Origin of the sequence: Pseudomonas sp. fls2-241-TYG-175 (genome assembly GCF_030209155.1) — a bacterium.
Lineage (GTDB): Bacteria > Pseudomonadota > Gammaproteobacteria > Pseudomonadales > Pseudomonadaceae > Aquipseudomonas > Aquipseudomonas viridiflava.
The window spans coordinates 200322-224176 of record NZ_JARVSO010000013.1; the positions used below are offsets into that span (position 1 = coordinate 200322).

The window sequence follows — 23855 nt, forward strand, 5'->3', positions numbered from 1 at the left end:
GTACCCCTTACTTAGCAGCTTTTTTACGAGGCGCTGGTGCTTGTGGTTTCAGTTCTTCTTGGCGACCACCAATTACTTCGCCTTTGAAGATCCAAACCTTTACACCGATCACACCATAAGTGGTGTGAGCTTCGTAGTTGGCATAGTCGATGTCGGCACGCAGGGTGTGCAATGGCACACGCCCTTCGCGATACCATTCAGTACGTGCGATTTCAGCACCGCCGAGACGACCGCTCACTTGGATTTTGATGCCTTTGGCACCAATGCGCATTGCGTTCTGTACAGCGCGCTTCATAGCGCGACGGAACATTACACGACGCTCCAGCTGCTGAGCTACGCTCTGCGCAACCAACATACCGTCCAGCTCCGGCTTGCGGATCTCTTCGATATTGATGTGCACAGGCACACCCATTTGCTTGGTCAGGTCCTGACGCAGTTTCTCAACATCTTCACCTTTCTTGCCGATCACGATGCCGGGACGAGCGGTGTGGATGGTGATACGTGCAGTCTGAGCCGGACGATGGATATCGATACGGCTTACGGACGCGCTTTTTAGTTTGTCTTGGAGATACTCTCGCACCTTCAGATCAGCGAACAAATAGTCCGCATAAGTCCGACCGTCGGCGTACCAGACGGAGGTGTGCTCCTTGACGATTCCCAGGCGAATGCCAATGGGATGTACTTTCTGACCCATCTCTTCGACTCCGTTACTTGTCAGCAACCTTGACAGTGATATGGCAAGACCGCTTGACGATGCGATCAGCACGGCCTTTGGCACGTGGCATGATTCGCTTCAGCGAACGCCCTTCGTTGACGAAAACGGTGGAGACCTTAAGGTCATCAACGTCTGCGCCTTCGTTATGCTCGGCGTTGGCTACAGCCGACTCCAGCACTTTCTTCAGGATCTCGGCGGCTTTCTTACTGCTGAAAGCCAACAGGTTGAGCGCTTCGCCCACCTTCTTCCCGCGGATCTGGTCGGCGACCAAGCGGGCTTTCTGGGCGGAGATTCGAGCGCCCGACAACTTAGCGGCTACTTCCATCGTTCCTTACCCCTTAACGCTTGGCTTTCTTGTCTGCCACGTGCCCACGATATGTGCGGGTACCGGCAAACTCGCCCAGTTTATGGCCGACCATGTCTTCGCTCACGAGAACGGGAACATGTTGACGACCGTTATGCACTGCAATGGTCAAACCGACCATTTGTGGCAGGATCATCGAACGACGCGACCAGGTTTTAACTGGTTTGCGATCGTTCTTTTCCGCCGCCACTTCGATCTTCTTCAGTAGGTGAAGATCAATAAAAGGACCTTTTTTCAGAGAACGTGGCACTGTCGTATCCCTCTATTTACTTGCGACGACGGACGATCATTTTGTCGGTACGCTTATTACCACGAGTCTTCGCGCCCTTAGTCGGGAAGCCCCACGGCGATACCGGATGACGACCACCAGAGGTACGACCTTCACCACCACCATGTGGGTGGTCAACCGGGTTCATGGCAACACCACGAACGGTTGGGCGAACGCCACGCCAGCGTTTGGCACCAGCTTTACCCAGCGAACGCAGGCTGTGCTCGGAGTTCGAGACTTCGCCAAGCGTTGCACGGCATTCAGCCAATACTTTACGCATTTCACCGGAGCGAAGACGCAGGGTTACGTACACACCTTCACGAGCGATCAGCTGTGCGGAAGCACCAGCGGAACGTGCGATCTGTGCGCCTTTACCTGGCTTCAATTCGATGCCGTGTACGGTGCTACCGACTGGAATGTTGCGCAGTTGAAGAGCGTTGCCCGGCTTGATTGGTGCCAGAGCACCCGCAATCAGCTGGTCGCCAGCACTAACGCCTTTAGGGGCGATGATGTAGCGGCGCTCGCCGTCTGCGTAAAGCAGCAGAGCAATGTGAGCAGTACGGTTTGGATCGTATTCGATACGCTCGACAGTGGCAGCGATGCCATCTTTGTCGTTGCGACGGAAGTCGACCAGACGATAATGCTGCTTATGGCCACCACCGATGTGACGGGTAGTGATACGGCCATTGTTGTTACGACCACCAGACTTCGATTTTTTCTCGAGCAGCGGTGCGTGAGGAGCGCCTTTATGCAGCTCCTGGTTGACCACCTTGACCACAAAACGGCGGCCAGGGGAAGTCGGTTTGCATTTAACGATTGCCATGATGCACCCCTTCCTTACTCAGCACTGCTGCTGAAATCGAGATCTTGGCCTGGCTGAAGGGAGATAACTGCCTTCTTCCAGTCATTACGCTTGCCCAGACCGCGAGCAGTGCGCTTGCTCTTACCCAGAACATTCAGGGTAGTAACACGCTCTACTTTCACGCTGAACAGGCTTTCGACGGCCTTCTTGATTTCCAGCTTGGTTGCGTCAGTTGCAACCTTGAAAACGAACTGGCCTTTCTTGTCAGCCAGAACCGTGGCCTTTTCGGAAACGTGCGGGCCAAGTAGAACTTTAAATACGCGTTCCTGGTTCATCCCAGCAGCTCCTCGAATTTCTTCACGGCCGACACGGTGATCAACACCTTGTCGTATGCGATCAGACTAACTGGATCGGAACCCTGTACGTCACGAACATCAACGTGCGGCAGGTTACGAGCAGCCAGGTACAGATTCTGGTCAACAGCGTCAGACACGATCAGGACATCAGTCAGACCCATGCCATTCAGCTTGCTCAGCAAGTCTTTGGTTTTCGGTGCTTCAACAGCGAAGTCCTGAACCACGACCAGACGATCAGTACGAACCAGTTCAGCAAGGATGGAGCGCAGTGCTGCGCGATACATCTTCTTGTTGAGCTTCTGAGAGTGGTCCTGTGGACGAGCTGCGAAAGTGGTACCGCCGCCACGCCAGATTGGGCTACGGATAGTACCGGCACGAGCGCGGCCAGTACCCTTTTGACGCCATGGGCGCTTACCGCCACCGGATACGTCAGAACGGGTCTTTTGCTGCTTGCTACCCTGACGACCGCCAGCCATGTAGGCCACGACTGCCTGGTGAACCAGCGTCTCGTTGAATTCGCCGCCAAATGTCAGTTCGGAAACTTCGATTGCTTGAGCGTCATTTACATTTAATTGCATGTCAGCTTCCCCTTAACCGCGAGCCTTGGCTGCCGGACGTACAACCAGGTTGCCGCCAGTAGCGCCAGGAACAGCACCCTTGACCAACAACAGATTGCGTTCAGCGTCCACGCGCACTACTTCCAGGGACTGCACGGTCACGCGCTCAGCGCCCATATGACCGGACATTTTTTTGCCCTTGAATACACGACCAGGAGTCTGGCACTGGCCGATAGAGCCCGGGACGCGGTGGGAGACGGAGTTACCGTGGGTGTTATCCTGACCACGGAAATTCCAGCGCTTGATCGTACCCTGGAAGCCTTTACCTTTGGACTGACCGGTTACATCAACCAGTTGACCTGCAGCGAAGATTTCAGCGTTGATCAGATCGCCAGCCTGGTAGTCGCCTTCTTCAAGACGGAACTCCATGATGGTACGACCGGCAGCTACGTTCGCCTTGGCGAAGTGGCCAGCCTGAGCGGCTGTAACACGCGAAGCACGACGCTCGCCGACAGTGACTTGCACTGCACGATAGCCATCGGTTTCTTCGGTTTTGAACTGAGTGACGCGATTCGGCTCGATCTCAATGACCGTGACCGGAATGGAGACACCTTCTTCGGTGAAAATACGGGTCATACCGCATTTACGACCGACTACACCAATAGTCATGTTGTAAACCTCATGAGTGTACGGGGCTTTCACCCGCTATGGCCGCCCATTTCAGAGCGTTACACGACTAAGACCCAAGTCTTAGCCGAGGCTGATCTGAACTTCCACACCGGCCGCAAGATCGAGCTTCATAAGAGCGTCAACGGTTTTATCCGTTGGCTGGACGATGTCCAGAACGCGCTTGTGAGTACGGATCTCATACTGGTCGCGCGCGTCTTTGTTGACGTGCGGAGAAACCAGAACGGTGAACCGCTCTTTACGAGTCGGCAGTGGAATCGGACCACGCACCTGTGCACCAGTACGTTTCGCGGTTTCCACGATTTCCTGGGTTGATTGGTCGATCAGGCGATGGTCAAAAGCCTTCAACCTGATACGGATTTGCTGGTTTTGCATTGGATTCAGACTCCAGATTGCTGTTCCCACCGAGCGCAATACGCCCGTTAAAAGGAGGCGCAATTCTATAGACGAGCAGACAGGGTGTCAACCCAATAAAAAAGCCCCCGCAAGGCGGGGGCTCTTTCAGGACATCAACGCTTAGGCGATGATTTTGGCTACGACGCCAGCGCCGACGGTACGACCGCCTTCACGGATAGCGAAACGCAGACCGTCTTCCATTGCGATAGGCTTGATCAGGGTAACGGAAACTTTAACGTTATCACCTGGCATAACCATTTCGGTGCCTTCCGGCAGTTCGCAGCTACCAGTTACGTCGGTAGTACGGAAGTAGAACTGTGGACGATAGCCTTTGAAGAACGGAGTGTGACGACCGCCTTCTTCCTTGCTCAGAACGTAGATTTCAGCTTCGAACTGAGTGTGCGGCTTGACGGTGCCTGGCTTGACCAGAACCTGGCCACGCTCAACGTCGTCACGCTTGGTGCCACGCAGCAGAACGCCGCAGTTCTCACCAGCACGACCTTCGTCCAGCAGCTTGCGGAACATCTCGACGCCAGTGCAAGTAGTCTTGGTAGTGTCACGCAGACCTACGATTTCTACTTCTTCCTGGATCTTGATGATGCCACGCTCAACACGACCGGTTACAACAGTACCGCGACCGGAGATGGAGAAAACGTCTTCGATTGGCATCAGGAACGGCTTGTCGATAGCACGAACTGGTTCTGGGATGTAGCTGTCCAGAGTTTCAACCAGTTTCTTGACAGCAGTAGTGCCCATCTCGTTGTCGTCTTGGCCGTTCAGAGCCATCAGAGCCGAACCGATGATGATCGGAGTGTCGTCACCTGGGAAATCGTAGGTGCTGAGCAGGTCACGCACTTCCATTTCAACCAGTTCCAGCAGCTCAGCGTCGTCAACCATGTCAGCCTTGTTCAGGAAGACAACGATGTACGGAACGCCAACCTGACGGGACAGCAGGATGTGCTCGCGAGTCTGAGGCATCGGGCCGTCAGCAGCGGAGCAAACCAGGATAGCGCCGTCCATCTGCGCAGCACCGGTGATCATGTTTTTTACGTAGTCGGCGTGACCTGGGCAGTCAACGTGCGCGTAGTGGCGAACGGCCGAATCGTATTCAACGTGAGCGGTGTTGATGGTGATACCACGAGCCTTCTCTTCCGGGGCGCTGTCGATCTTGTCGAAGTCAACCTTGGCGGAACCGAAAACTTCGGAGCAAACACGAGTCAGAGCTGCGGTCAGCGTGGTTTTACCATGGTCAACGTGACCGATGGTGCCAACGTTGACGTGCGGTTTGTTACGTTCAAATTTTTCTTTAGCCACGACAAATAACTCCTAGCCTAAAGGCGCTGAATCAGCCTTGTTTTTTGGTTACAGTTTCGACGATGTGCGACGGCGCTGTATTGTATTTTTTGAATTCCATAGAGTAGCTTGCGCGACCCTGAGACATGGAGCGAACGTCGGTCGCATAACCGAACATCTCACCCAACGGAACCTCGGCGCGGATAACCTTGCCGGAAACCGTATCTTCCATACCCAGAATCATGCCGCGACGACGGTTAAGGTCGCCCATCACGTCACCCATATAGTCTTCAGGCGTAACAACCTCTACCGCCATGATCGGCTCAAGCAACTCACCACCGCCCTTCTGGGCCAGTTGCTTGGTCGCCATGGAAGCAGCCACCTTAAACGCCATCTCGTTCGAGTCGACGTCGTGGTAAGAACCATCAAACACGGTAGCCTTCAGGCCGATCAGCGGATAGCCGGCAACAACGCCGTTCTTCATCTGCTCTTCGATACCCTTCTGGATAGCCGGGATGTATTCCTTAGGAACAACACCACCCACCACTTCGTTCACGAATTGCAGACCTTCCTGACCTTCGTCAGCAGGCGCAAAACGGATCCAGCAGTGACCGAACTGGCCACGACCGCCGGATTGACGAACGAACTTGCCTTCGATTTCGCAGTTCTTCGTGATGCGCTCACGATAGGAAACCTGAGGCTTGCCGATGTTGGCTTCGACGTTGAACTCACGGCGCATCCGGTCAACCAGGATGTCCAGGTGCAACTCGCCCATGCCAGAGATGATCGTTTGACCAGTCTCTTCATCAGTTTTTACGCGGAAAGACGGGTCTTCCTGAGCAAGTTTGCCCAGTGCGATACCCATTTTTTCCTGGTCATCCTTGGTCTTTGGCTCAACGGCAACCGAAATAACCGGCTCCGGGAAGTCCATGCGAACCAGGATGATTGGCTTGTCAGCGTTGCACAAGGTTTCACCAGTGGTGACGTCCTTCATGCCGATCAGGGCCGCGATGTCGCCAGCGCGTACTTCCTTGATCTCTTCGCGGGCGTTTGCGTGCATCTGCACCATACGACCCACGCGCTCTTTCTTGCCCTTGACCGAGTTGATCACTCCGTCGCCGGATGCCAACACGCCCGAGTAAACGCGGACGAAGGTCAGGGTACCCACGAATGGGTCGGTAGCGATCTTGAACGCCAGAGCCGAGAACGGCTCGTCGTCGTCTGCATGACGCTCCATTTGAATTTCCTCGTTATCAGGGTCGGAACCCTTGATAGCAGGAATATCGATTGGAGCCGGCAGGTAGTCGATCACGGCGTCGAGAACCAGGGGAACGCCCTTGTTCTTGAACGAAGAACCGCAAACAGCCAGAACGATCTCGCCAGCAATGGTGCGCTGACGCAGAGCGGCCTTGATTTCCGCGTTGGTGAGCTCTTCACCTTCGAGGTACTTGTTCATCAGCTCTTCATTGGCTTCGGCCGCAGCCTCGACCATGTTGCTGCGCCACTCGTCAGCCAGCTCCTGAAGCTCTTCAGGGATCGGCTTGCGAACAGGAACCATACCCTTGTCGGAATCATTCCAGTAAACAGCTTCCATGGACATCAGATCGATCTGACCCTGGAAGTTGTCTTCGGAACCGATAGCCAACTGGATTGGCACTGGCGTGTGGCCCAGGCGCTGCTTGATCTGAGCGATAACGCGCAGGAAGTTAGCACCGGCACGGTCCATCTTGTTCACGTAAACGATACGTGGAACACCGTACTTGTTGGCTTGACGCCATACGGTTTCGGACTGCGGCTCTACGCCGGAAGTACCACAGAACACCACGACCGCGCCGTCGAGTACACGCAGGGAACGTTCAACTTCAATGGTGAAGTCAACGTGGCCCGGGGTATCGATGACGTTGAAGCGATACTGGTCCTTGTGCTGCTTTTCCGAACCCTGCCAGAAGGCAGTGATGGCAGCAGAAGTAATGGTAATACCACGCTCCTGCTCTTGAACCATCCAGTCCGTGGTCGCGGCGCCGTCATGCACCTCGCCCATCTTGTGACTTTTGCCGGTGTAAAAAAGGACGCGCTCGGTGGTGGTGGTTTTACCAGCATCCACGTGAGCGACGATACCAATGTTACGGTAACGGCCAATCGGTGTAGTACGAGCCATAAAGCCCTCGCAAAATTAGTGACGCTGAAATTAGAAGCGGTAGTGCGAGAAAGCCTTGTTGGCCTCAGCCATACGGTGCACATCTTCACGCTTCTTGACCGCAGCACCTTTACCTTCGGCGGCGTCCAACAGTTCGCCAGCCAAACGCAGAGCCATAGACTTCTCACCGCGCTTGCGCGCGAAGTCTACCAGCCAACGCATTGCCAGAGCATTACGACGGGACGGACGAACTTCGACAGGAACCTGGTAAGTAGCACCGCCTACACGGCGCGACTTTACTTCGACCAGCGGAGCGATGGCGTCGAGAGCTTTCTCGAAGATTTCCAGGGGATCGCTGTTCTTACGCTCTTTAACCTTCTCCAGCGCGCCATAAACGATACGCTCGGCAACGGCTTTCTTGCCGCTTTCCATCACGTGGTTCATGAACTTCGCCAGAATCTGGCTTCCGTATTTTGGATCGTCAAGCACTTCGCGCTTGGCTGCTACGCGTCTTCTTGGCATGGATAAGCCCTCAAACGGTCTTCAGGTTAGCTCGGGACCACCATCCTGAAAAGGATGCGCCCGACCTTACTCTTATCGACTCAGAAAAATAGAAATCTGCAATTTTAATCAGAAACCAAATACTACTTAGGCTTCTTGGTACCGTATTTCGAGCGACCCTGGTTACGGCCTTTAACGCCGGAGGTATCCAGAGAACCACGAACGGTGTGATAACGAACACCTGGCAAGTCTTTTACACGACCGCCACGGATCAGTACCACGCTGTGCTCTTGCAGGTTGTGACCTTCACCACCGATGTACGAGGAAACCTCGAAACCGTTGGTCAGGCGCACACGGCAGACTTTACGCAATGCCGAGTTAGGTTTTTTCGGCGTGGTGGTATACACACGAGTGCACACACCGCGACGCTGCGGGCAGTTCTGCAGCGCAGGCACGTCGGATTTCTCGACGATACGCTTACGCGGCTGACGTACCAGCTGGTTGATAGTTGCCATCTACTAGCTCCACTGTTGTCTTGCGACGCTATTGTCTTACAAGAAAAGCAAATGACAGGGCACAAGCCCCGCCAAATTTAGGGGTACAAGAGTCTAAAGAGGATCCTGTCCCCAGTCAAGACAAAGCCCCGACGTCCACATCAGGCGAACAGCACGAATGCTGTGCGACTGATGCGAGTGCCGAGGCTTTAGTCTCAGTTACCGCTGGAGTTCAACGCTTCAGTCAGAGCGGCTTCTACCTCGCTCGCACTGACACGCATCGGTTTGTCCATTTCACGGCGACGCTTGCGCTCGCTGTGATAAGCCAGACCGGTACCGGCCGGGATCAGACGACCCACGACCACGTTCTCCTTCAGGCCGCGCAGGTAGTCGCGCTTGCCAGTCACAGCTGCTTCGGTCAGTACGCGGGTTGTCTCCTGGAAGGAGGCCGCGGAAATGAACGACTCAGTGGACAGCGATGCCTTGGTGATACCCAGCAGTACGCGTGTGAACTTGGAGACAAACTTGTCTTCCGTGCTCAGACGCTCGTTCTCTACCAGTACGTGAGTCAACTCCATCTGGTCGCCCTTGATGAAGCTGGAATCGCCAGACTCGGCAATCTCAACCTTACGCAGCATCTGACGCAGAATGGTCTCGATGTGCTTGTCGTTGATCTTCACGCCCTGCAGACGGTATACGTCCTGGATCTCGTTGACGATGTACTTGGCCAGCGCACTCACACCCAGCAGACGCAGGATGTCGTGTGGATCGCTCGGACCGTCGGAGATAACTTCGCCGCGGTTCACTTGTTCGCCTTCGAAGACGTTCAGGTGACGCCACTTCGGAATCAGCTCCTCGTACGGATCGCTACCGTCGTTCGGGGTAATGACCAGACGGCGCTTGCCTTTGGTCTCTTTACCGAACGCGATGGTACCGCTGACTTCTGCAAGGATCGAAGCCTCTTTCGGACGACGCGCTTCGAACAGGTCGGCAACACGCGGCAGACCACCGGTGATGTCACGGGTCTTCGAAGTTTCCTGCGGAATACGAGCGATAACATCACCGATCGCGATCTGCGCACCGTCCGCAACACCAACAAGGGCGTTTGCAGGCAGGAAGTACTGGGCAGGTACGTCAGTACCCGGCAGCAACAGATCCTTGCCATCCAGACCTACCATCTTCACGGCCGGACGGATGTCCTTGCCGGCAGCTGGACGGTCTTTGGCATCGAGCACTTCAATGTTGGTCATACCGGTCAATTCGTCGGTCTGACGCTTGATCGTGATGCCTTCTTCCATGCCGACGTAGGTAACAGTACCTTTCATCTCGGTGACGATTGGGTGAGTGTGCGGATCCCACTTGGCAACGATAGAGCCAGCGTCGACCTTGTCGCCTTCCTTCACCGAAATCACTGCACCGTATGGCAGCTTGTAACGCTCACGCTCACGACCGAAGTCATCGGCGATTGCCAGCTCACCGGAGCGGGATACCGCAACCAGGCAACCGTCAACACGCTCAACGTGCTTCAGGTTGTGAAGACGGACAGTACCGCCATTCTTCACCTGAACGCTGTCAGCTGCGGAGGTCCGGCTTGCCGCACCACCGATGTGGAACGTACGCATTGTCAGCTGGGTACCCGGCTCACCGATGGACTGTGCAGCGATAACGCCGACAGCTTCACCAATGTTGACCTGATGACCACGAGCCAGGTCGCGACCGTAGCACTTGGCGCAAATGCCGTAGCGGGTTTCACAGCTGATCGGCGAGCGAACGATCACTTCGTCGATGCTGTTCAGCTCGATGAACTCGACCCACTTCTCGTCTACCAGCGTACCGGCAGGCACGATCACTTCTTCAGTGCCTGGCTTGAATACGTCACGGGCGATAACTCGACCCAGTACGCGCTCACCCAGAGGCTCGACAACGTCACCGCCTTCAATGTGCGGAGTCATCAGCAAGCCGTGTTCGGTGCCGCAATCGACTTCGGTAACTACCAGATCCTGCGCGACGTCTACCAGACGACGAGTCAGATAACCGGAGTTAGCGGTTTTCAGTGCGGTATCCGCAAGACCCTTACGAGCACCGTGAGTCGAGATGAAGTACTGAAGTACGCTCAAACCTTCACGGAAGTTCGCAGTGATCGGCGTTTCGATGATGGAGCCGTCCGGCTTGGCCATCAGACCACGCATACCGGCCAGCTGACGGATCTGGGCAGCAGAACCACGCGCACCGGAGTCAGCCATCATGTACATCGAGTTGAAGGACTCCTGGTCGACTTCGACGCCATGACGGTCGATCACCCGCTCTTTCGAGAGGTTCGACATCATCGCCTTGGATACTTCGTCGTTCGCCTTGGACCAGAGGTCGATCACCTTGTTGTACTTCTCGCCCTGAGTAACCAGGCCCGAGGCGTACTGACTTTCGATCTCTTTAACTTCTTCGGTGGCCGCGTCAATGATGCGAGCCTTCTCGTCCGGGATAACGAAGTCGTTAACGCCGATCGAAACACCCGAGATAGTCGAGTAGGCAAAACCGGTGTACATCAACTGGTCAGCGAAAATGACGGTCTCTTTCAGACCAACCACGCGGTAGCACTGGTTGATCAGCTTGGAGATCGCCTTCTTCTTCATCGGCTGGTTGACGACGTCGTAGGACAGGCCGGCCGGAACCACCTGGAACAACAGCGCACGGCCGACAGTGGTGTCAACGATACGGGTGTTCTTGACGCTGCCACCATCACGATCGTTGACCGTTTCGTGGATGCGGACCTTGACCTTGGCGTGCAGCGCTGCTTCGCCGGCGCGGAATACGCGGTCGACTTCCTGCAGGTCTGCAAACACACGGCCTTCGCCCTTGGCGTTGATCGCTTCACGGGTCATGTAGTACAGACCCAGTACAACGTCCTGCGAAGGAACGATGATTGGCTCACCGTTGGCTGGCGACAGGATGTTGTTGGTCGACATCATGAGCGCACGCGCTTCGAGCTGGGCTTCCAGCGTCAAAGGAACGTGAACGGCCATCTGGTCGCCGTCGAAGTCGGCGTTGTACGCAGCACAGACCAGAGGGTGCAGCTGGATAGCCTTACCTTCGATCAGTACCGGTTCAAATGCCTGGATACCCAGACGGTGAAGCGTTGGCGCACGGTTCAGAAGCACTGGGTGTTCGCGAATCACTTCAGCGAGAACGTCCCACACTTCCGGCAGCTCGCGCTCGACCATCTTCTTGGCAGCTTTGATCGTCGTGGCCAGGCCACGCATTTCCAGCTTGCCGAAAATGAACGGTTTGAACAGCTCGAGAGCCATCTTCTTAGGCAGACCGCACTGATGCAGACGCAGGGTCGGGCCAACGGTAATTACCGAACGACCGGAGTAGTCAACGCGCTTACCGAGCAGGTTCTGACGGAAACGACCTTGCTTACCCTTGATCATGTCAGCCAGGGATTTCAGAGGACGCTTGTTGGAACCGGTGATTGCGCGACCGCGACGACCGTTGTCCAGCAGGGCATCGACCGCTTCCTGCAGCATGCGCTTTTCGTTGCGCACGATGATGTCAGGAGCGGACAGATCCAGCAGACGCTTCAAACGGTTGTTACGGTTGATCACTCGACGATACAGATCGTTGAGGTCGGACGTCGCAAAACGGCCACCGTCCAATGGAACCAGAGGACGCAGATCTGGCGGCAGAACCGGCAGAACGGTCAGCACCATCCACTCAGGGAGGTTGCCGGAACCCTGGAAGGCTTCCATCAGCTTCAGACGCTTGGACAGCTTCTTGATCTTGGTCTCGGAATTGGTTTGCGGAATCTCTTCACGCAGACGGCCAATTTCGTGCTCCAGATCGATAGCGTGCAGGAGTTCACGGACAGCTTCGGCACCCATACGGGCGTCGAAGTCGTCACCGAACTCTTCCAGCGCTTCGAAGTACTGCTCGTCGTTCAACAGCTGACCCTTTTCGAGGGTGGTCATGCCTGGATCAATAACGACATAGCTCTCGAAGTAGAGAACGCGTTCGATATCACGCAGGGTCATGTCCATCAGCAGGCCGATACGGGACGGCAGGGACTTCAGGAACCAGATGTGAGCGACTGGCGAGGCCAGTTCGATGTGAGCCATGCGCTCGCGACGAACCTTGGCCAGAGCCACTTCCACACCGCATTTTTCGCAGATGACACCGCGGTGCTTCAGGCGCTTGTACTTACCGCACAAGCACTCGTAATCTTTTACCGGGCCAAAGATCTTGGCGCAGAACAGACCGTCACGCTCAGGCTTGAACGTACGGTAGTTGATGGTTTCCGGTTTTTTAACTTCACCGAACGACCACGAGCGGATCATCTCAGGCGACGCGAGGCCGATGCGGATAGCATCGAACTCTTCGACTTGACCCTGGTTTTTCAGCAAATTCAGTAGGTCTTTCAAGGCCTTTCCTCCTGGCGGAGCAGGGAGCAGGGATTTACGCCCTGCTCCCGATTCACGTCACGTGTTATTCGGTTTCCAGATCGATATCGATACCGAGCGAACGGATTTCTTTGATCAACACGTTGAAAGACTCGGGCATGCCCGGCTCCATACGGTGATCGCCGTCCACGATGTTTTTGTACATCTTGGTACGACCGTTCACATCGTCCGACTTGACTGTGAGCATTTCCTGCAGAGTGTACGCCGCGCCGTATGCTTCCAGCGCCCACACTTCCATCTCCCCGAAACGCTGACCACCGAACTGTGCCTTACCACCCAGCGGCTGCTGGGTAACCAGGCTGTAAGAACCAGTGGAACGCGCGTGCATCTTGTCGTCCACCAAGTGGTTCAGCTTCAGCATGTACATGTAGCCAACTGTTACAGGACGCTCAAACTTGTTGCCTGTGCGACCGTCGAACAGTTGCATCTGGCCGCTCTCTGGCATGTCAGCCAGCTTGAGCATTGCCTTGATTTCGCTTTCCTTGGCGCCGTCGAACACCGGAGTGGCCATCGGAACGCCGTTACGCAGGTTCTTCGCCAGATCCAGAACTTCCTGGTCGGTGAATTCGTCCAGGTTTTCCTGACGGCCACCGATCTCGTTGTAGATCTCGGTGAGGAACTTGCGCAGCTCAACCACTTTACGCTGCTCTTCGAGCATGCGGTTGATCTTCTCACCCAGGCCCTTGGCCGCGAGGCCCAGGTGGGTTTCAAGGATCTGACCGACGTTCATACGCGAAGGTACGCCCAACGGGTTGAGTACGATATCCACCGGCGTACCGTTGGCATCGTGCGGCATGTCTTCAACCGGCATGATCACGGAGACCACACCCTTGTTACCGTGACGACCGGCCATCTTGTCGCCCGGCTGGATGCGACGACGGATTGCCAGGTAGACCTTGACGATCTTCAGTACGCCAGGTGCCAGGTCATCGCCCTGTTGCAGCTTGCGCTTCTTGTCTTCGAACTTGTCGTCCAGCAGACGGCGACGATCGACGATGTAGGCCTGAGCTTTTTCGAGCTGCTCGTTCAGAGCATCTTCAGCCATGCGCAGCTTGAACCACTGACCATGCTCAAGACCGTCGAGGACTTCGTCGGTGATTTCCTGACCTTTCTTCAGGCCAGCACCGCCTTCTGCAACACGACCGACCAAGGCAGAGCGCAGACGCTCGAATGTAGCGCCTTCAACGATGCGGAACTCTTCGTTCAGATCCTTGCGGATCTCGTCGAGTTGCGACTTCTCGATGGACAGTGCACGTGCGTCACGCTCGACACCATCACGGGTGAAGACCTGAACGTCGATGACAGTACCTTTGGTACCGGTCGGTACGCGCAGGGAAGTGTCTTTAACGTCGCTGGCTTTCTCACCGAAGATCGCACGCAGCAGCTTTTCTTCCGGAGTCAGCTGGGTCTCGCCTTTCGGAGTGACCTTGCCGACCAGGATGTCGCCGGCGCCGACTTCGGCACCCACGTAAACGATACCGGCTTCGTCCAGCTTGTTCAGCGCCGCTTCACCCACGTTCGGGATGTCGGCAGTGATTTCCTCTGGGCCAAGCTTGGTGTCACGGGCCACACAGGTCAGTTCCTGAATGTGGATCGTGGTGAAGCGATCTTCCTGAACCACACGCTCGGACAGGCAGATGGAGTCTTCGAAGTTGAAACCGTTCCAGGCCATGAACGCGATGCGCATGTTCTGACCCAGTGCCAGCTCACCCATGTCGGTGGACGGACCATCGGCCATGATGTCGCTGCGCTGAACGCGATCACCCTTGCTCACCAGCGGACGCTGGTTGATGCAGGTGTTCTGGTTGGAACGGGTGTATTTGGTCAGGTTGTAGATATCTACACCGGCCTCACCTGTTTCAACTTCGTCGTCAGCAACACGAACCACGATACGGCTGGCGTCAACCGAGTCGATCACACCGCCACGACGAGCCACGACGCAAACGCCGGAGTCACGCGCAACGTTGCGCTCCATGCCGGTACCGACCAGCGGCTTGTCAGCACGCAGTGTAGGTACAGCCTGACGCTGCATGTTGGAACCCATCAACGCACGGTTGGCGTCGTCGTGCTCAAGGAACGGGATCAGGGACGCTGCTACCGATACAACCTGCTTGGGCGAAACGTCCATCAGGGTAACGTCGGCAGGTGCCTTGACCGTAAATTCGTTGAGGTGACGTACCGCAACCAGCTCGTCGATCAGCTCTTGCTTGTCGTTCATTGCGGCCGAAGCCTGTGCAATGACGTGATCCGCTTCTTCGATTGCCGACAGGAAAACGATCTCGTCGGTAACCAGACCTTCTTTAACAACGCGGTACGGGCTCTCGAGGAAACCGTACTGGTTGGTGCGAGCGTAGGCTGCCAACGAGTTGATCAGACCAATGTTCGGACCTTCCGGCGTTTCAATCGGGCATACGCGGCCGTAGTGAGTCGGGTGAACGTCTCGAACTTCAAAGCCAGCGCGCTCACGAGTCAGACCGCCAGGGCCGAGTGCAGAGACACGACGCTTGTGGGTGATCTCGGACAGCGGGTTGTTCTGGTCCATGAACTGGGAAAGCTGGCTGGAACCGAAGAACTCTTTCACCGCTGCAGCGACTGGCTTGGCGTTGATCAGGTCCTGAGGCATCAAGCCTTCGCTCTCTGCCATCGACAGACGCTCTTTGACCGCGCGCTCTACACGCACCAGACCTACACGGAACTGGTTTTCGGCCATTTCACCAACGCAACGAACACGACGGTTACCGAGGTGGTCGATGTCATCGACGATGCCTTTGCCGTTACGGATGTCAACGAGGGTCTTCAAGACCGCTACGATGTCTTCCTTGCACAGCACGCCCGAACCTTCGATCTCGGTGCGACCGATACGACGGTTGAACTTCATCCGGCCTACAGCCGACAGGTCGTAGCGCTCCGGGCTGAAGAACAGGTTGTTGAACAGAGTCTCGGCAGCATCCTTGGTTGGTGGCTCGCCAGGACGCATCATCCGATAGATCTCGACCAGCGCTTCCAGTTGGTTGCTGGTGGAATCGATCTTCAATGTATCGGAGACGAACGGACCGCAGTCGATGTCGTTGGTGTACAACGTTTCGATGCGAACAACCTGAGCCTTGGCGATCTTGGCCAGGATTTCAGTGTTCAGCTCGGTGTTGCACTCGGCGATGATTTCGCCGGTAGCCGGATGCACGATGACCTTGGCTGTGGTGCGGCCCAGGACGTAGTCCAGCGGCACTTCGAGCTCTTTGATCCCGGCCTTTTCCAGCTGGTTGATGTGACGAGCAGTAATACGGCGACCTTGCTCGACAATGACCTTGCCTTTGTCGTCCAGGATATCCAGGACAGCAATCTCACCACGCAGGCGCTGAGGCACCAGCTCCAGGCTCAGGTTTTCACCGCGAACATGGAATACGTTGGTGGTATAGAAAGCATCGAGCACTTGCTCGGTGGTGTAACCCAATGCGCGCAGCAGTACGGACGCAGGCAGCTTGCGACGACGGTCGATACGGACGAATACGCAGTCTTTCGGATCGAACTCGAAGTCCAGCCATGAACCGCGGTAAGGAATGATACGAGCGGAGTACAGCAGCTTACCGGAGCTGTGCGTCTTGCCACGGTCGTGGTCGAAGAATACGCCAGGCGAACGGTGCAGCTGAGACACGATAACGCGCTCGGTACCGTTGATTACGAAGGTACCGTTTTCAGTCATCAGGGGGATTTCACCCATGTAGACTTCTTGCTCTTTGATGTCCTTGATCGCTTTGTTCGACGACTCTTTGTCGAAGATGATCAGACGAACCTTGACTCGCAGAGGTACAGCGTAAGTCACACCGCGCAGCACGCATTCCTTGACATCAAATGCCGGTTCGCCCAAGCGATAACCTACATACTCCAGCGCAGCATTGCCGGAGTAGCTGATGATCGGGAAAACGGATTTGAAGGCTGCATGCAGACCGACGTCGCGGAACTGATCTTTGGTCGCTCCCGCCTGCAGGAATTCGCGATACGAATCCAGCTGGATGGCCAAGAGATACGGCACATCCATTACGTCCGGCAACTTGCTAAAGTCCTTGCGGATACGTTTTTTCTCAGTATATGAGTAAGCCATCAGCGTTCCCCAGCTTGGTCACCTGCTTGTTTGGCTCCCTCCCGACGGAAGCAGCCAGAAAATCGTGCAAACCCCTTGGTTTGCGCCACCGTCATCGGTGGGTCTTGCACGTTACAGACATTGGCCGCGCCAATCGTCTATAACGGAAAAAGGCCGGTGGCAAAAGCCACCAGCCATCAGCCTTTCGCTAGATGCGTGGGCTGGACACTCAAATCGATGCTTATTTCAGCTCGACTTTAGCGCCTGCTTCTTCCAGAGTAGCTTTGGCTTTGTCAGCTGCGTCTTTGGCAACAGCTTCCAGGACCATTGCTGGGGCGCCGTCAACGACTGCCTTGGCTTCTTTCAGGCCCAGACCGGTCAGTTCACGAACTGCCTTGATGACGTTAACTTTCTTCTCGCCAGCTTCCAGCAGCATGACGTTGAATTCAGTTTGCTCTTCAACAACAGCAGCAGCAACAGCTGGACCAGCCGAAGCAGCGGCAGCAGTAACGCCGAATTTTTCTTCGAAAGCTTTGATCAGCTCAACAACTTCCATTACGGACATGTTGCCAACGGCTTCGAGGATATCGTTTTGAGAGATAGACATGACTCTAATTCCTGATTTGGGGACGGCCTACGCGACCATCGAAAAAAACAAAAAACGCGAGAAGCGGCGAACCCTTAGGCTGCAGCTGCTTCTTTCTGGTCGCGAACAGCCGCCAGAGTACGAGCCAACTTGCTGGTAGCGCCTTGAATCACGCTCATCAGCTGAGAAATTGCTTCGTCACGGGTCGGCAGGGTTGCCAGTACATCGATCTGATTAGCTGCGAGGAACTTGCCCTCGAACGCAGCTGCCTTGATCTCGAACTTGTCCTGACCTTTTGCGAATTCCTTGAACAGACGAGCAGCAGCGCCCGGATGTTCGTTGGAGAATGCGATCAAGGTCGGGCCTGTGAACACGTCGTTGAGGACACTGAAATCAGTGTCGGCAACAGCGCGCTTGAGCAGGGTGTTACGTACAACACGTACGTAAACGCCAGCTTCACGAGCCTCTTTACGGAGTCCGGTCATAGCGCTAACTGTCACGCCGCGGGCATCAGCCACGACTGCGGACAGACCAGCTTTGGCAGCCTCGTTGACTTCAGCGACGATGGCCTTCTTGTCTTCGAGTTTAATTGCCACGGGTTTAACTCCTGCTTGTTACCGTTTCACCTGGCCGAAGCCTGATGTCGTTTTGGTGTCTGATTCGGTAAGGAACCGGGAGCACCATCTGCGTAGGCTTGAGTTTTAAGACTTGCGCCGCCTACGGTCTTGGATAGCCCCCGCCAGGCAGGGACCCCAATTTTTTTGGCGGCACGTCAGACGTGCCGCCTTTGTCTTACGCGTCCAGCGAGCCCTGATCGATCACCAGGCCTGGGCCCATAGTGGTGCTCAGAGTAACGCGCTTGACGTAGATACCTTTCGAGGAAGCAGGCTTGATACGCTTCAGATCAGCGATCAGTGCTTCAACGTTTTCCTTCAGCTTGACGGCGTCGAAGCCGACCTTGCCAACGGAAGTGTGGATGATGCCGTTCTTGTCGGTGCGATAACGAACCTGACCAGCCTTGGCATTCTTGACGGCGTTAGCAACGTCAGGAGTAACAGTGCCGACTTTCGGGTTAGGCATCAGACCGCGAGGACCCAGAACCTGACCCAACTGACCCACAACACGCATTGCGTCCGGGGAAGCAATAACCACGTCGTAGTTCAGGTCGCCAGCTTTCATTTCGGCAGCCAGGTCGTCCATACCAACGCGATCAGCGCCGGCAGCCAGAGCGGCTTCAGCAGCAGGACCCTGGGTGAAAACTGCAACGCGTACAGTTTTGCCAGTGCCGTGCGGCAGAACGGTAGCGCTACGAACTACCTGGTCGGATTTACGAGGGTCAACGCCCAGGTTTACAGCGATGTCAACGGACTCGCTGAACTTGACAGTCGACAGCTCGGTCAGCAGAGCAGCTGCGTCTACAAAGTTGTAGGCCTTGCCAGCTTCGATCTTGCCAGCGATTGCCTTTTGACGCTTGGTCAGCTTAGCCATTACACACCCTCCACGTTAAGGCCCATGCTACGAGCGGAACCGGCGATGGTACGCACGGCCGCATCCATGTCAGCAGCAGTCAGATCCGCATTTTTTGCTTTTGCGATTTCTTCCAGCTGAGCACGGGTCACGGTGCCAACTTTAACGGTGTTCGGGCGAGCCGAGCCGCTGGTCAGACCTGCAGCTTTCTTCAGCAGAACCGACGCAGGGGTACTTTTTGTTTCGAAAGTGAAGCTACGGTCGCTGTATACAGTGATGATCACTGGAGTCGGCAGGCCTGGCTCAATACCCTGGGTACGGGCGTTGAACGCTTTGCAGAATTCCATGATGTTCACACCGTGCTGACCCAGAGCCGGGCCTACTGGCGGGCTTGGGTTAGCCTGAGCGGCTTTCACTTGCAGCTTGATGTATGCACTAATCTTCTTGGCCATGAGGCACTCCAATTACGGGTACAAGCGCCAATAAAGGCTCCCCGGTTGCTTACGCGTATATCCCAGTGACGAAAAAACCCCACAGCCTTAGGCTGCGGGGTATGGGATTCCAGCTCAGTTATGCCTTTTCGACCTGACTGAACTCCAACTCTACCGGAGTAGAGCGTCCGAAAATGAGCACCGCCACCTGGATACGGCTCTTTTCGTAGTTGACTTCTTCGACCGTACCGTTGAAATCGGCAAACGGACCGTCGGTAACGCGAACAACCTCGCCCGGCTCGAACAGAGTCTTCGGCTTTGGCTTGTCGCTACCGTCGGCGACACGACGCAGAATCGCTTCTGCCTCTTTGTCGGTGATAGGTGCAGGCTTATCAGCGGTACCGCCGATGAAGCCCATGACACGCGGGGTATCCTTGACCAAGTGCCAAGTACCCTCATTCATGTCCATCTGAACCAGCACGTAACCAGGGAAGAACTTGCGTTCGCTTTTGCGTTTCTGGCCATTACGCATTTCAACCACTTCTTCAGTGGGAACCAGAATTTCGCCGAAGCCATCTTCCATGCCTGCGAGCTTCACACGCTCGACCAACGAGCGCATGACATGCTTCTCGTAACCCGAGTAAGCATGCACTACGTACCAACGCTTAGCCACGGGACACCCTTAGCCAACAATCAAGGAAACAAGCCAGCCGAGCAGGGAATCAAGCCCCCACAACAGCAACGCCATAACCAGAACAACAGCCACAACAATCAGCGTGGTCTGCGTGGTTTCTTGGCGAGTAGGCCAAACGACTTTACGGATCTCGGCACGTGCCTCCTTCGCCAGAACGAAGAAGGACTTGCCCTTGCCAGTCTGCAGAGCGACAAACGCAGCTGCAGCAGCGATAACAAGGAGAGCGAGAACACGGTACAGGATCGGCTCAGCAGAATAGTACTGATTGCCGACGACACCCACGACGACCAAAACGACTACGAGGAGCCACTTCAGCATATCGAAGCGAGAGTCTGATGCTTCAGCCTTGGGATTCATCTACGGAGATCCTGTGAAAAGAAAGCCAGATTACATCTAGGGAATCTGGCAGGTCAGGAGGGAATCGAACCCCCAACCTACGGTTTTGGAGACCGTCGCTCTGCCAATTGAGCTACTGACCTAAAAGCAAAATCAGGCCGACCATTATGCGGACCTGACAACAGTATTTCAACACCTTATTCAAATCCCACCAACCAATGGCGCAGACCTGAACAGCTCTAGGCAAACCGCGCAATGCGCGTCTACCTAAAACAAAGGCAGATATTTTCATATCTGCCTTTAGCAATGGAGCTCTTGAGCGGATTCGAACCGCTGACCTCACCCTTACCAAGGGTGTGCTCTACCAACTGAGCTACAAGAGCAATACAATCTGCATAAGCTGCAAACATGGAGCGGGTAGCGGGAATCGAACCCGCATCATCAGCTTGGAAGGCTGAGGTTCTACCACTAAACTATACCCGCGCAATTTGCAGCTCGCGCTAAATCTGGTGGAGGGGGAAGGATTCGAACCTTCGAAGTCGTAGACGTCAGATTTACAGTCTGATCCCTTTGGCCGCTCGGGAACCCCTCCTGAGCAGGGCAGCATTCTCAACTCATGCCACCCTTCTGTCAACCTTTTTCTCAGTAAAAACCTGAGGTTACATGCGTTGACCATTTCCACTTCGTTCGCGAGACTTACACCTCACTGCGAAGCGGGCGCCATTCTATGCAAACTATTCTGCAGTTGCAATGCCTTCACATGACATTATTTTGTTTTTTAACTGAGGGAAGTCCTGAGCCAGCTGGTTAATGACTCCAGACTCGACAAGACGTCGACTTTCAGGCGCGATTTTCAGCCAGTAACCCGCACCGGCGCCGGGCTGCAGAGCCTGGAACTGCGACTGGATATCCAGGCTATTGAGCCGCTGCTCCACCGCGCGAGCGTCTTCTTGGCGTGAGAAACCGCCCAGGTAAAGGCAGTTCGAATCGGCATCTCGGGGCAGATGCGCAGGATCAGACTCACTCAGCAAGCGTATGTCCTGCTGCGCAGCGCGATGCAATGCCAGCGGAAGCACTTCCTTCGCCCGCAGAGGCGCCTCTTGTTGATGCCAGATGTAGTAGAAGCCATTCAACATCAACAGAAGAAGAAACAACCAACGCATAGAAACCTCAGGGCAGCGGGCAAGCCAGGGCCAGACCGACAAAAACCAGATCAGGAACAATACGAGCACCCGGGAGAACATCGGCGATCAGACTCGCATCACCGCCCGTGATGAATACGGCAAAATCCTCGCCCCAATATTCTCGCGCAATTTCCAGCTGCGTCATCGCAAAACCACGAATCATCAGAGAGCAGCCACGCTCTACCGCCTCAGCAGTAGAACGACCGGGAACGAGATCCGTAAGAGCTCGCTGCGCTGTTGCATCGTCATACCTTATACGACGTGTGTGGGTGCGCAGCTGATCACGCATCAGAGGCATGCCCGGGCATATGAAACCGCCCAGGTGCTTGCCATCAGAAGCCACGAAGTCAGAAGTGACAGCAGTACCGAGATCGATGACCAGACAAGCCTTTCGAACGCCATGGTAGGCACCGACAAAGGCCAGCCAGCGATCAAGCCCAAGTCGCTCGAATTCCTCATAGCCGTTCACGACGCCTGCCAGCTCACGCGCTGGCAAAGCGCAGACCGGACTGACAGCGAATTCACTGGCAAGTATCGACACCAGCGCCTCCGTCTCTACAGCGTTGCGCACACTCACCAGACGACAATGACTCAACGCTAGGCCCGGCAGCTTCTGTAGATTGCCCAGCAAGGCACTGTCCGAATCGACGACACCACCCGCCAGTACCGCAGCATCGCCTCGCGAGGTTACACGCCACTTGATGAAGCTGTTGCCACAGTCAAGTTCAAGAATCATCGCGCAACCTCAGGCTGAGCTCACCACCGCTAAAGCTTTTTTCCACGCCATCCACTTCCAAACGCAATGCGCCGAGCGCATCGATACCCAAGACAATACCGTTTACAGGCTCGACACCCGAGAGCAACGTGACGGCCGAGCCCTGCCACAAGTGACCACACTCCCACTCATCACGAAATGCCTCGAATCCCTTTTGACGATGCTCAACCAGATACGACTCAATCTTTTGACTCATGCGAACAGCCAGCTCATTGCGATCCACAAGGGCACCGGTCTCGAGACGGATAGACGTCCAGGACTGATCAACCTCGGCGCAAAGCTGCATATTTACGTTGACCCCCACGCCTATGATCACGTGACAGACGTCAGCAGGGTCTCCGATCAACTCAAGCAGTATTCCGGCGATCTTCTTTCTACCTACGAGGACATCGTTGGGCCATTTAAGGCCTGCACGCTCAACGCCCATATCGCGAAGCACAGTCATGACGGCAAGACCTATGAGTAGGCTCAACCCCTCCAACTGGCGCATACCGCCGTCGATACGCAGCGCAAGGCTGTAGTACATGTTGGCCGCAAAAGGGCTTACCCACTTACGACCACGACGCCCCCTGCCTGAGCTTTGTCGCTCAGCCAGAACGAGAGCAGGCATGCTGCAATCACGAGAGATAAGCCGTGCAGCTTCGGCATTGGTTGAGTCAACAGAGTCGAGCGTATGAAAAGTCCAGCCATCGGGAAGGCCTAGACGCGACAACGCGTCGCCATCCAGCAAAGACACAGGCGTGGATAGCTTATAACCACGCCCACGTACCTTATGAATTTCGATACCCAGATCCGTCTCGAGCAGTTGAAGCTGTTTCCAGACCGCGCTTCGGCTGATTCCGAGGGCATCTCCCAAGACCTGTCCTGAATGAAAGGCCCCATCAGCAATAAGCTTCAACAACGTCAACATGTAAGGATCGCCTTGCAATAAGGCACGCATGATAGCCACGCGGAAGCACGCTGCATAGAAACGAACGCTGGATTTTTGAAACGCAGAAAAGACAAAACCCCTCACCGCGTAAGCGATGAGGGGTTTCGGAATTTAATCTTGACGATGACCTACTCTCACATGGGGAAACCCCACACTACCATCGGCGATGCATCGTTTCACTGCTGAGTTCGGGATGGGATCAGGTGGTTCCAATGCTCTATGGTCGTCAAGAAATTCGGGTACCGAAGCGTGCCGTGCGGCGCGATTCAGCAAATTGGGTATGTGATATCGGTATCGTTCGTGACGCAAACTTTCGGTTCGTGTCGTCTTCACAGTCACCGCAATCTGT

Annotated in this window: 23 protein-coding genes, 4 tRNA genes and 1 rRNA gene; all 28 read right to left on the bottom strand. The window is 55.3% G+C overall.

Features of this window, described 5'->3' with window-relative positions:
- Positions 1 to 7: 7 nt before the first annotated feature.
- Positions 8 to 694, bottom strand: a complete 687-nt coding sequence (gene rpsC, locus QRN20_RS11430) for a 30S ribosomal protein S3 (protein ID WP_003176422.1) — start codon at positions 692 to 694, stop codon at positions 8 to 10.
- A 13-nt stretch (positions 695 to 707) separates the two neighbouring features.
- Positions 708 to 1040 (bottom strand): 50S ribosomal protein L22, encoded by a 333-nt coding sequence (gene rplV / locus QRN20_RS11435; protein ID WP_002555485.1) that lies wholly within the window; start codon positions 1038 to 1040, stop codon positions 708 to 710.
- Between the two features lie 13 nt (positions 1041 to 1053).
- The gene (rpsS, locus tag QRN20_RS11440) at positions 1054 to 1329 is read right to left on the bottom strand and encodes a 30S ribosomal protein S19 (protein WP_004883670.1); all 276 of its coding nucleotides are present in this window, start codon (positions 1327 to 1329) and stop codon (positions 1054 to 1056) included.
- 16 nt (positions 1330 to 1345) lie between these two features.
- Positions 1346 to 2170 (bottom strand): 50S ribosomal protein L2, encoded by an 825-nt coding sequence (gene rplB, locus QRN20_RS11445; RefSeq protein ID WP_003186055.1) that lies wholly within the window; start codon positions 2168 to 2170, stop codon positions 1346 to 1348.
- Positions 2171 to 2184: 14 nt separating this feature from the next.
- On the bottom strand, positions 2185 to 2484 hold the full coding sequence (gene rplW / locus QRN20_RS11450) for a 50S ribosomal protein L23 (RefSeq protein ID WP_002555488.1): 300 nt from the start codon (positions 2482 to 2484) through the stop codon (positions 2185 to 2187).
- Complete coding sequence (rplD, locus tag QRN20_RS11455) at positions 2481 to 3083, bottom strand: 50S ribosomal protein L4 (protein ID WP_004883668.1); 603 nt, start codon at positions 3081 to 3083, stop codon at positions 2481 to 2483. The genes rplW and rplD overlap by 4 nt, the downstream gene beginning before the upstream one ends.
- Positions 3084 to 3095: 12 nt before the next feature.
- Positions 3096 to 3731, bottom strand: coding sequence for a 50S ribosomal protein L3 (gene rplC / locus QRN20_RS11460; RefSeq protein WP_024687032.1), 636 nt, complete (start codon positions 3729 to 3731; stop codon positions 3096 to 3098).
- Positions 3732 to 3812: 81 nt separating this feature from the next.
- Entirely contained in the window at positions 3813 to 4124 is a 312-nt protein-coding gene (gene rpsJ, locus QRN20_RS11465; RefSeq protein WP_003186070.1) for a 30S ribosomal protein S10, read from the bottom strand.
- A 141-nt stretch (positions 4125 to 4265) separates the two neighbouring features.
- Complete coding sequence (gene tuf, locus QRN20_RS11470; RefSeq protein WP_025995600.1) at positions 4266 to 5459, bottom strand: elongation factor Tu; 1194 nt, start codon at positions 5457 to 5459, stop codon at positions 4266 to 4268.
- A 31-nt stretch (positions 5460 to 5490) separates the two neighbouring features.
- Positions 5491 to 7596 (bottom strand): elongation factor G, encoded by a 2106-nt coding sequence (gene fusA / locus QRN20_RS11475; protein WP_004883662.1) that lies wholly within the window; start codon positions 7594 to 7596, stop codon positions 5491 to 5493.
- 30 nt (positions 7597 to 7626) lie between these two features.
- Positions 7627 to 8097 (bottom strand): 30S ribosomal protein S7, encoded by a 471-nt coding sequence (gene rpsG / locus QRN20_RS11480; protein ID WP_002555493.1) that lies wholly within the window; start codon positions 8095 to 8097, stop codon positions 7627 to 7629.
- A gap of 122 nt (positions 8098 to 8219) precedes the next feature.
- Complete coding sequence (gene rpsL, locus QRN20_RS11485) at positions 8220 to 8591, bottom strand: 30S ribosomal protein S12 (protein WP_002555494.1); 372 nt, start codon at positions 8589 to 8591, stop codon at positions 8220 to 8222.
- Between the two features lie 194 nt (positions 8592 to 8785).
- Entirely contained in the window at positions 8786 to 12985 is a 4200-nt protein-coding gene (gene rpoC / locus QRN20_RS11490; protein WP_004883660.1) for a DNA-directed RNA polymerase subunit beta', read from the bottom strand.
- 64 nt (positions 12986 to 13049) lie between these two features.
- A complete protein-coding gene (gene rpoB, locus QRN20_RS11495) occupies positions 13050 to 17123 on the bottom strand; it encodes a DNA-directed RNA polymerase subunit beta (protein WP_029241916.1) in 4074 nt (1357 codons plus the stop codon).
- A 220-nt stretch (positions 17124 to 17343) separates the two neighbouring features.
- Complete coding sequence (rplL, locus tag QRN20_RS11500) at positions 17344 to 17709, bottom strand: 50S ribosomal protein L7/L12 (RefSeq protein ID WP_004883656.1); 366 nt, start codon at positions 17707 to 17709, stop codon at positions 17344 to 17346.
- A gap of 74 nt (positions 17710 to 17783) precedes the next feature.
- Positions 17784 to 18284, bottom strand: coding sequence for a 50S ribosomal protein L10 (rplJ, locus tag QRN20_RS11505; RefSeq protein ID WP_004883655.1), 501 nt, complete (start codon positions 18282 to 18284; stop codon positions 17784 to 17786).
- A gap of 196 nt (positions 18285 to 18480) precedes the next feature.
- Positions 18481 to 19176, bottom strand: coding sequence for a 50S ribosomal protein L1 (gene rplA / locus QRN20_RS11510; protein WP_004883652.1), 696 nt, complete (start codon positions 19174 to 19176; stop codon positions 18481 to 18483).
- On the bottom strand, positions 19176 to 19607 hold the full coding sequence (gene rplK / locus QRN20_RS11515; RefSeq protein WP_004883650.1) for a 50S ribosomal protein L11: 432 nt from the start codon (positions 19605 to 19607) through the stop codon (positions 19176 to 19178). Before rplK ends, rplA begins: the two co-directional genes overlap by 1 nt.
- Positions 19608 to 19725: 118 nt before the next feature.
- On the bottom strand, positions 19726 to 20259 hold the full coding sequence (nusG, locus tag QRN20_RS11520) for a transcription termination/antitermination protein NusG (RefSeq protein WP_003317113.1): 534 nt from the start codon (positions 20257 to 20259) through the stop codon (positions 19726 to 19728).
- Positions 20260 to 20268: 9 nt separating this feature from the next.
- The gene (gene secE / locus QRN20_RS11525) at positions 20269 to 20637 is read right to left on the bottom strand and encodes a preprotein translocase subunit SecE (protein ID WP_004883646.1); all 369 of its coding nucleotides are present in this window, start codon (positions 20635 to 20637) and stop codon (positions 20269 to 20271) included.
- 46 nt (positions 20638 to 20683) lie between these two features.
- Positions 20684 to 20759, bottom strand: a tRNA-Trp gene (locus QRN20_RS11530).
- A 164-nt stretch (positions 20760 to 20923) separates the two neighbouring features.
- Positions 20924 to 20999: transfer RNA gene (locus QRN20_RS11535), tRNA-Thr, on the bottom strand.
- A gap of 26 nt (positions 21000 to 21025) precedes the next feature.
- Positions 21026 to 21099, bottom strand: a tRNA-Gly gene (locus tag QRN20_RS11540).
- A 24-nt stretch (positions 21100 to 21123) separates the two neighbouring features.
- Positions 21124 to 21208, bottom strand: a tRNA-Tyr gene (locus QRN20_RS11545).
- A gap of 142 nt (positions 21209 to 21350) precedes the next feature.
- Entirely contained in the window at positions 21351 to 21779 is a 429-nt protein-coding gene (locus QRN20_RS11550) for a hypothetical protein (protein WP_025995603.1), read from the bottom strand.
- A gap of 7 nt (positions 21780 to 21786) precedes the next feature.
- A complete protein-coding gene (locus tag QRN20_RS11555) occupies positions 21787 to 22536 on the bottom strand; it encodes a pantothenate kinase (protein WP_029241917.1) in 750 nt (249 codons plus the stop codon).
- On the bottom strand, positions 22526 to 23485 hold the full coding sequence (gene birA, locus QRN20_RS11560; protein ID WP_029241918.1) for a bifunctional biotin--[acetyl-CoA-carboxylase] ligase/biotin operon repressor BirA: 960 nt from the start codon (positions 23483 to 23485) through the stop codon (positions 22526 to 22528). The genes QRN20_RS11555 and birA overlap by 11 nt, the downstream gene beginning before the upstream one ends.
- 136 nt (positions 23486 to 23621) lie before the next feature.
- A 5S ribosomal RNA gene (gene rrf, locus QRN20_RS11565) occupies positions 23622 to 23737 on the bottom strand.
- Positions 23738 to 23855: the final 118 nt, after the last annotated feature.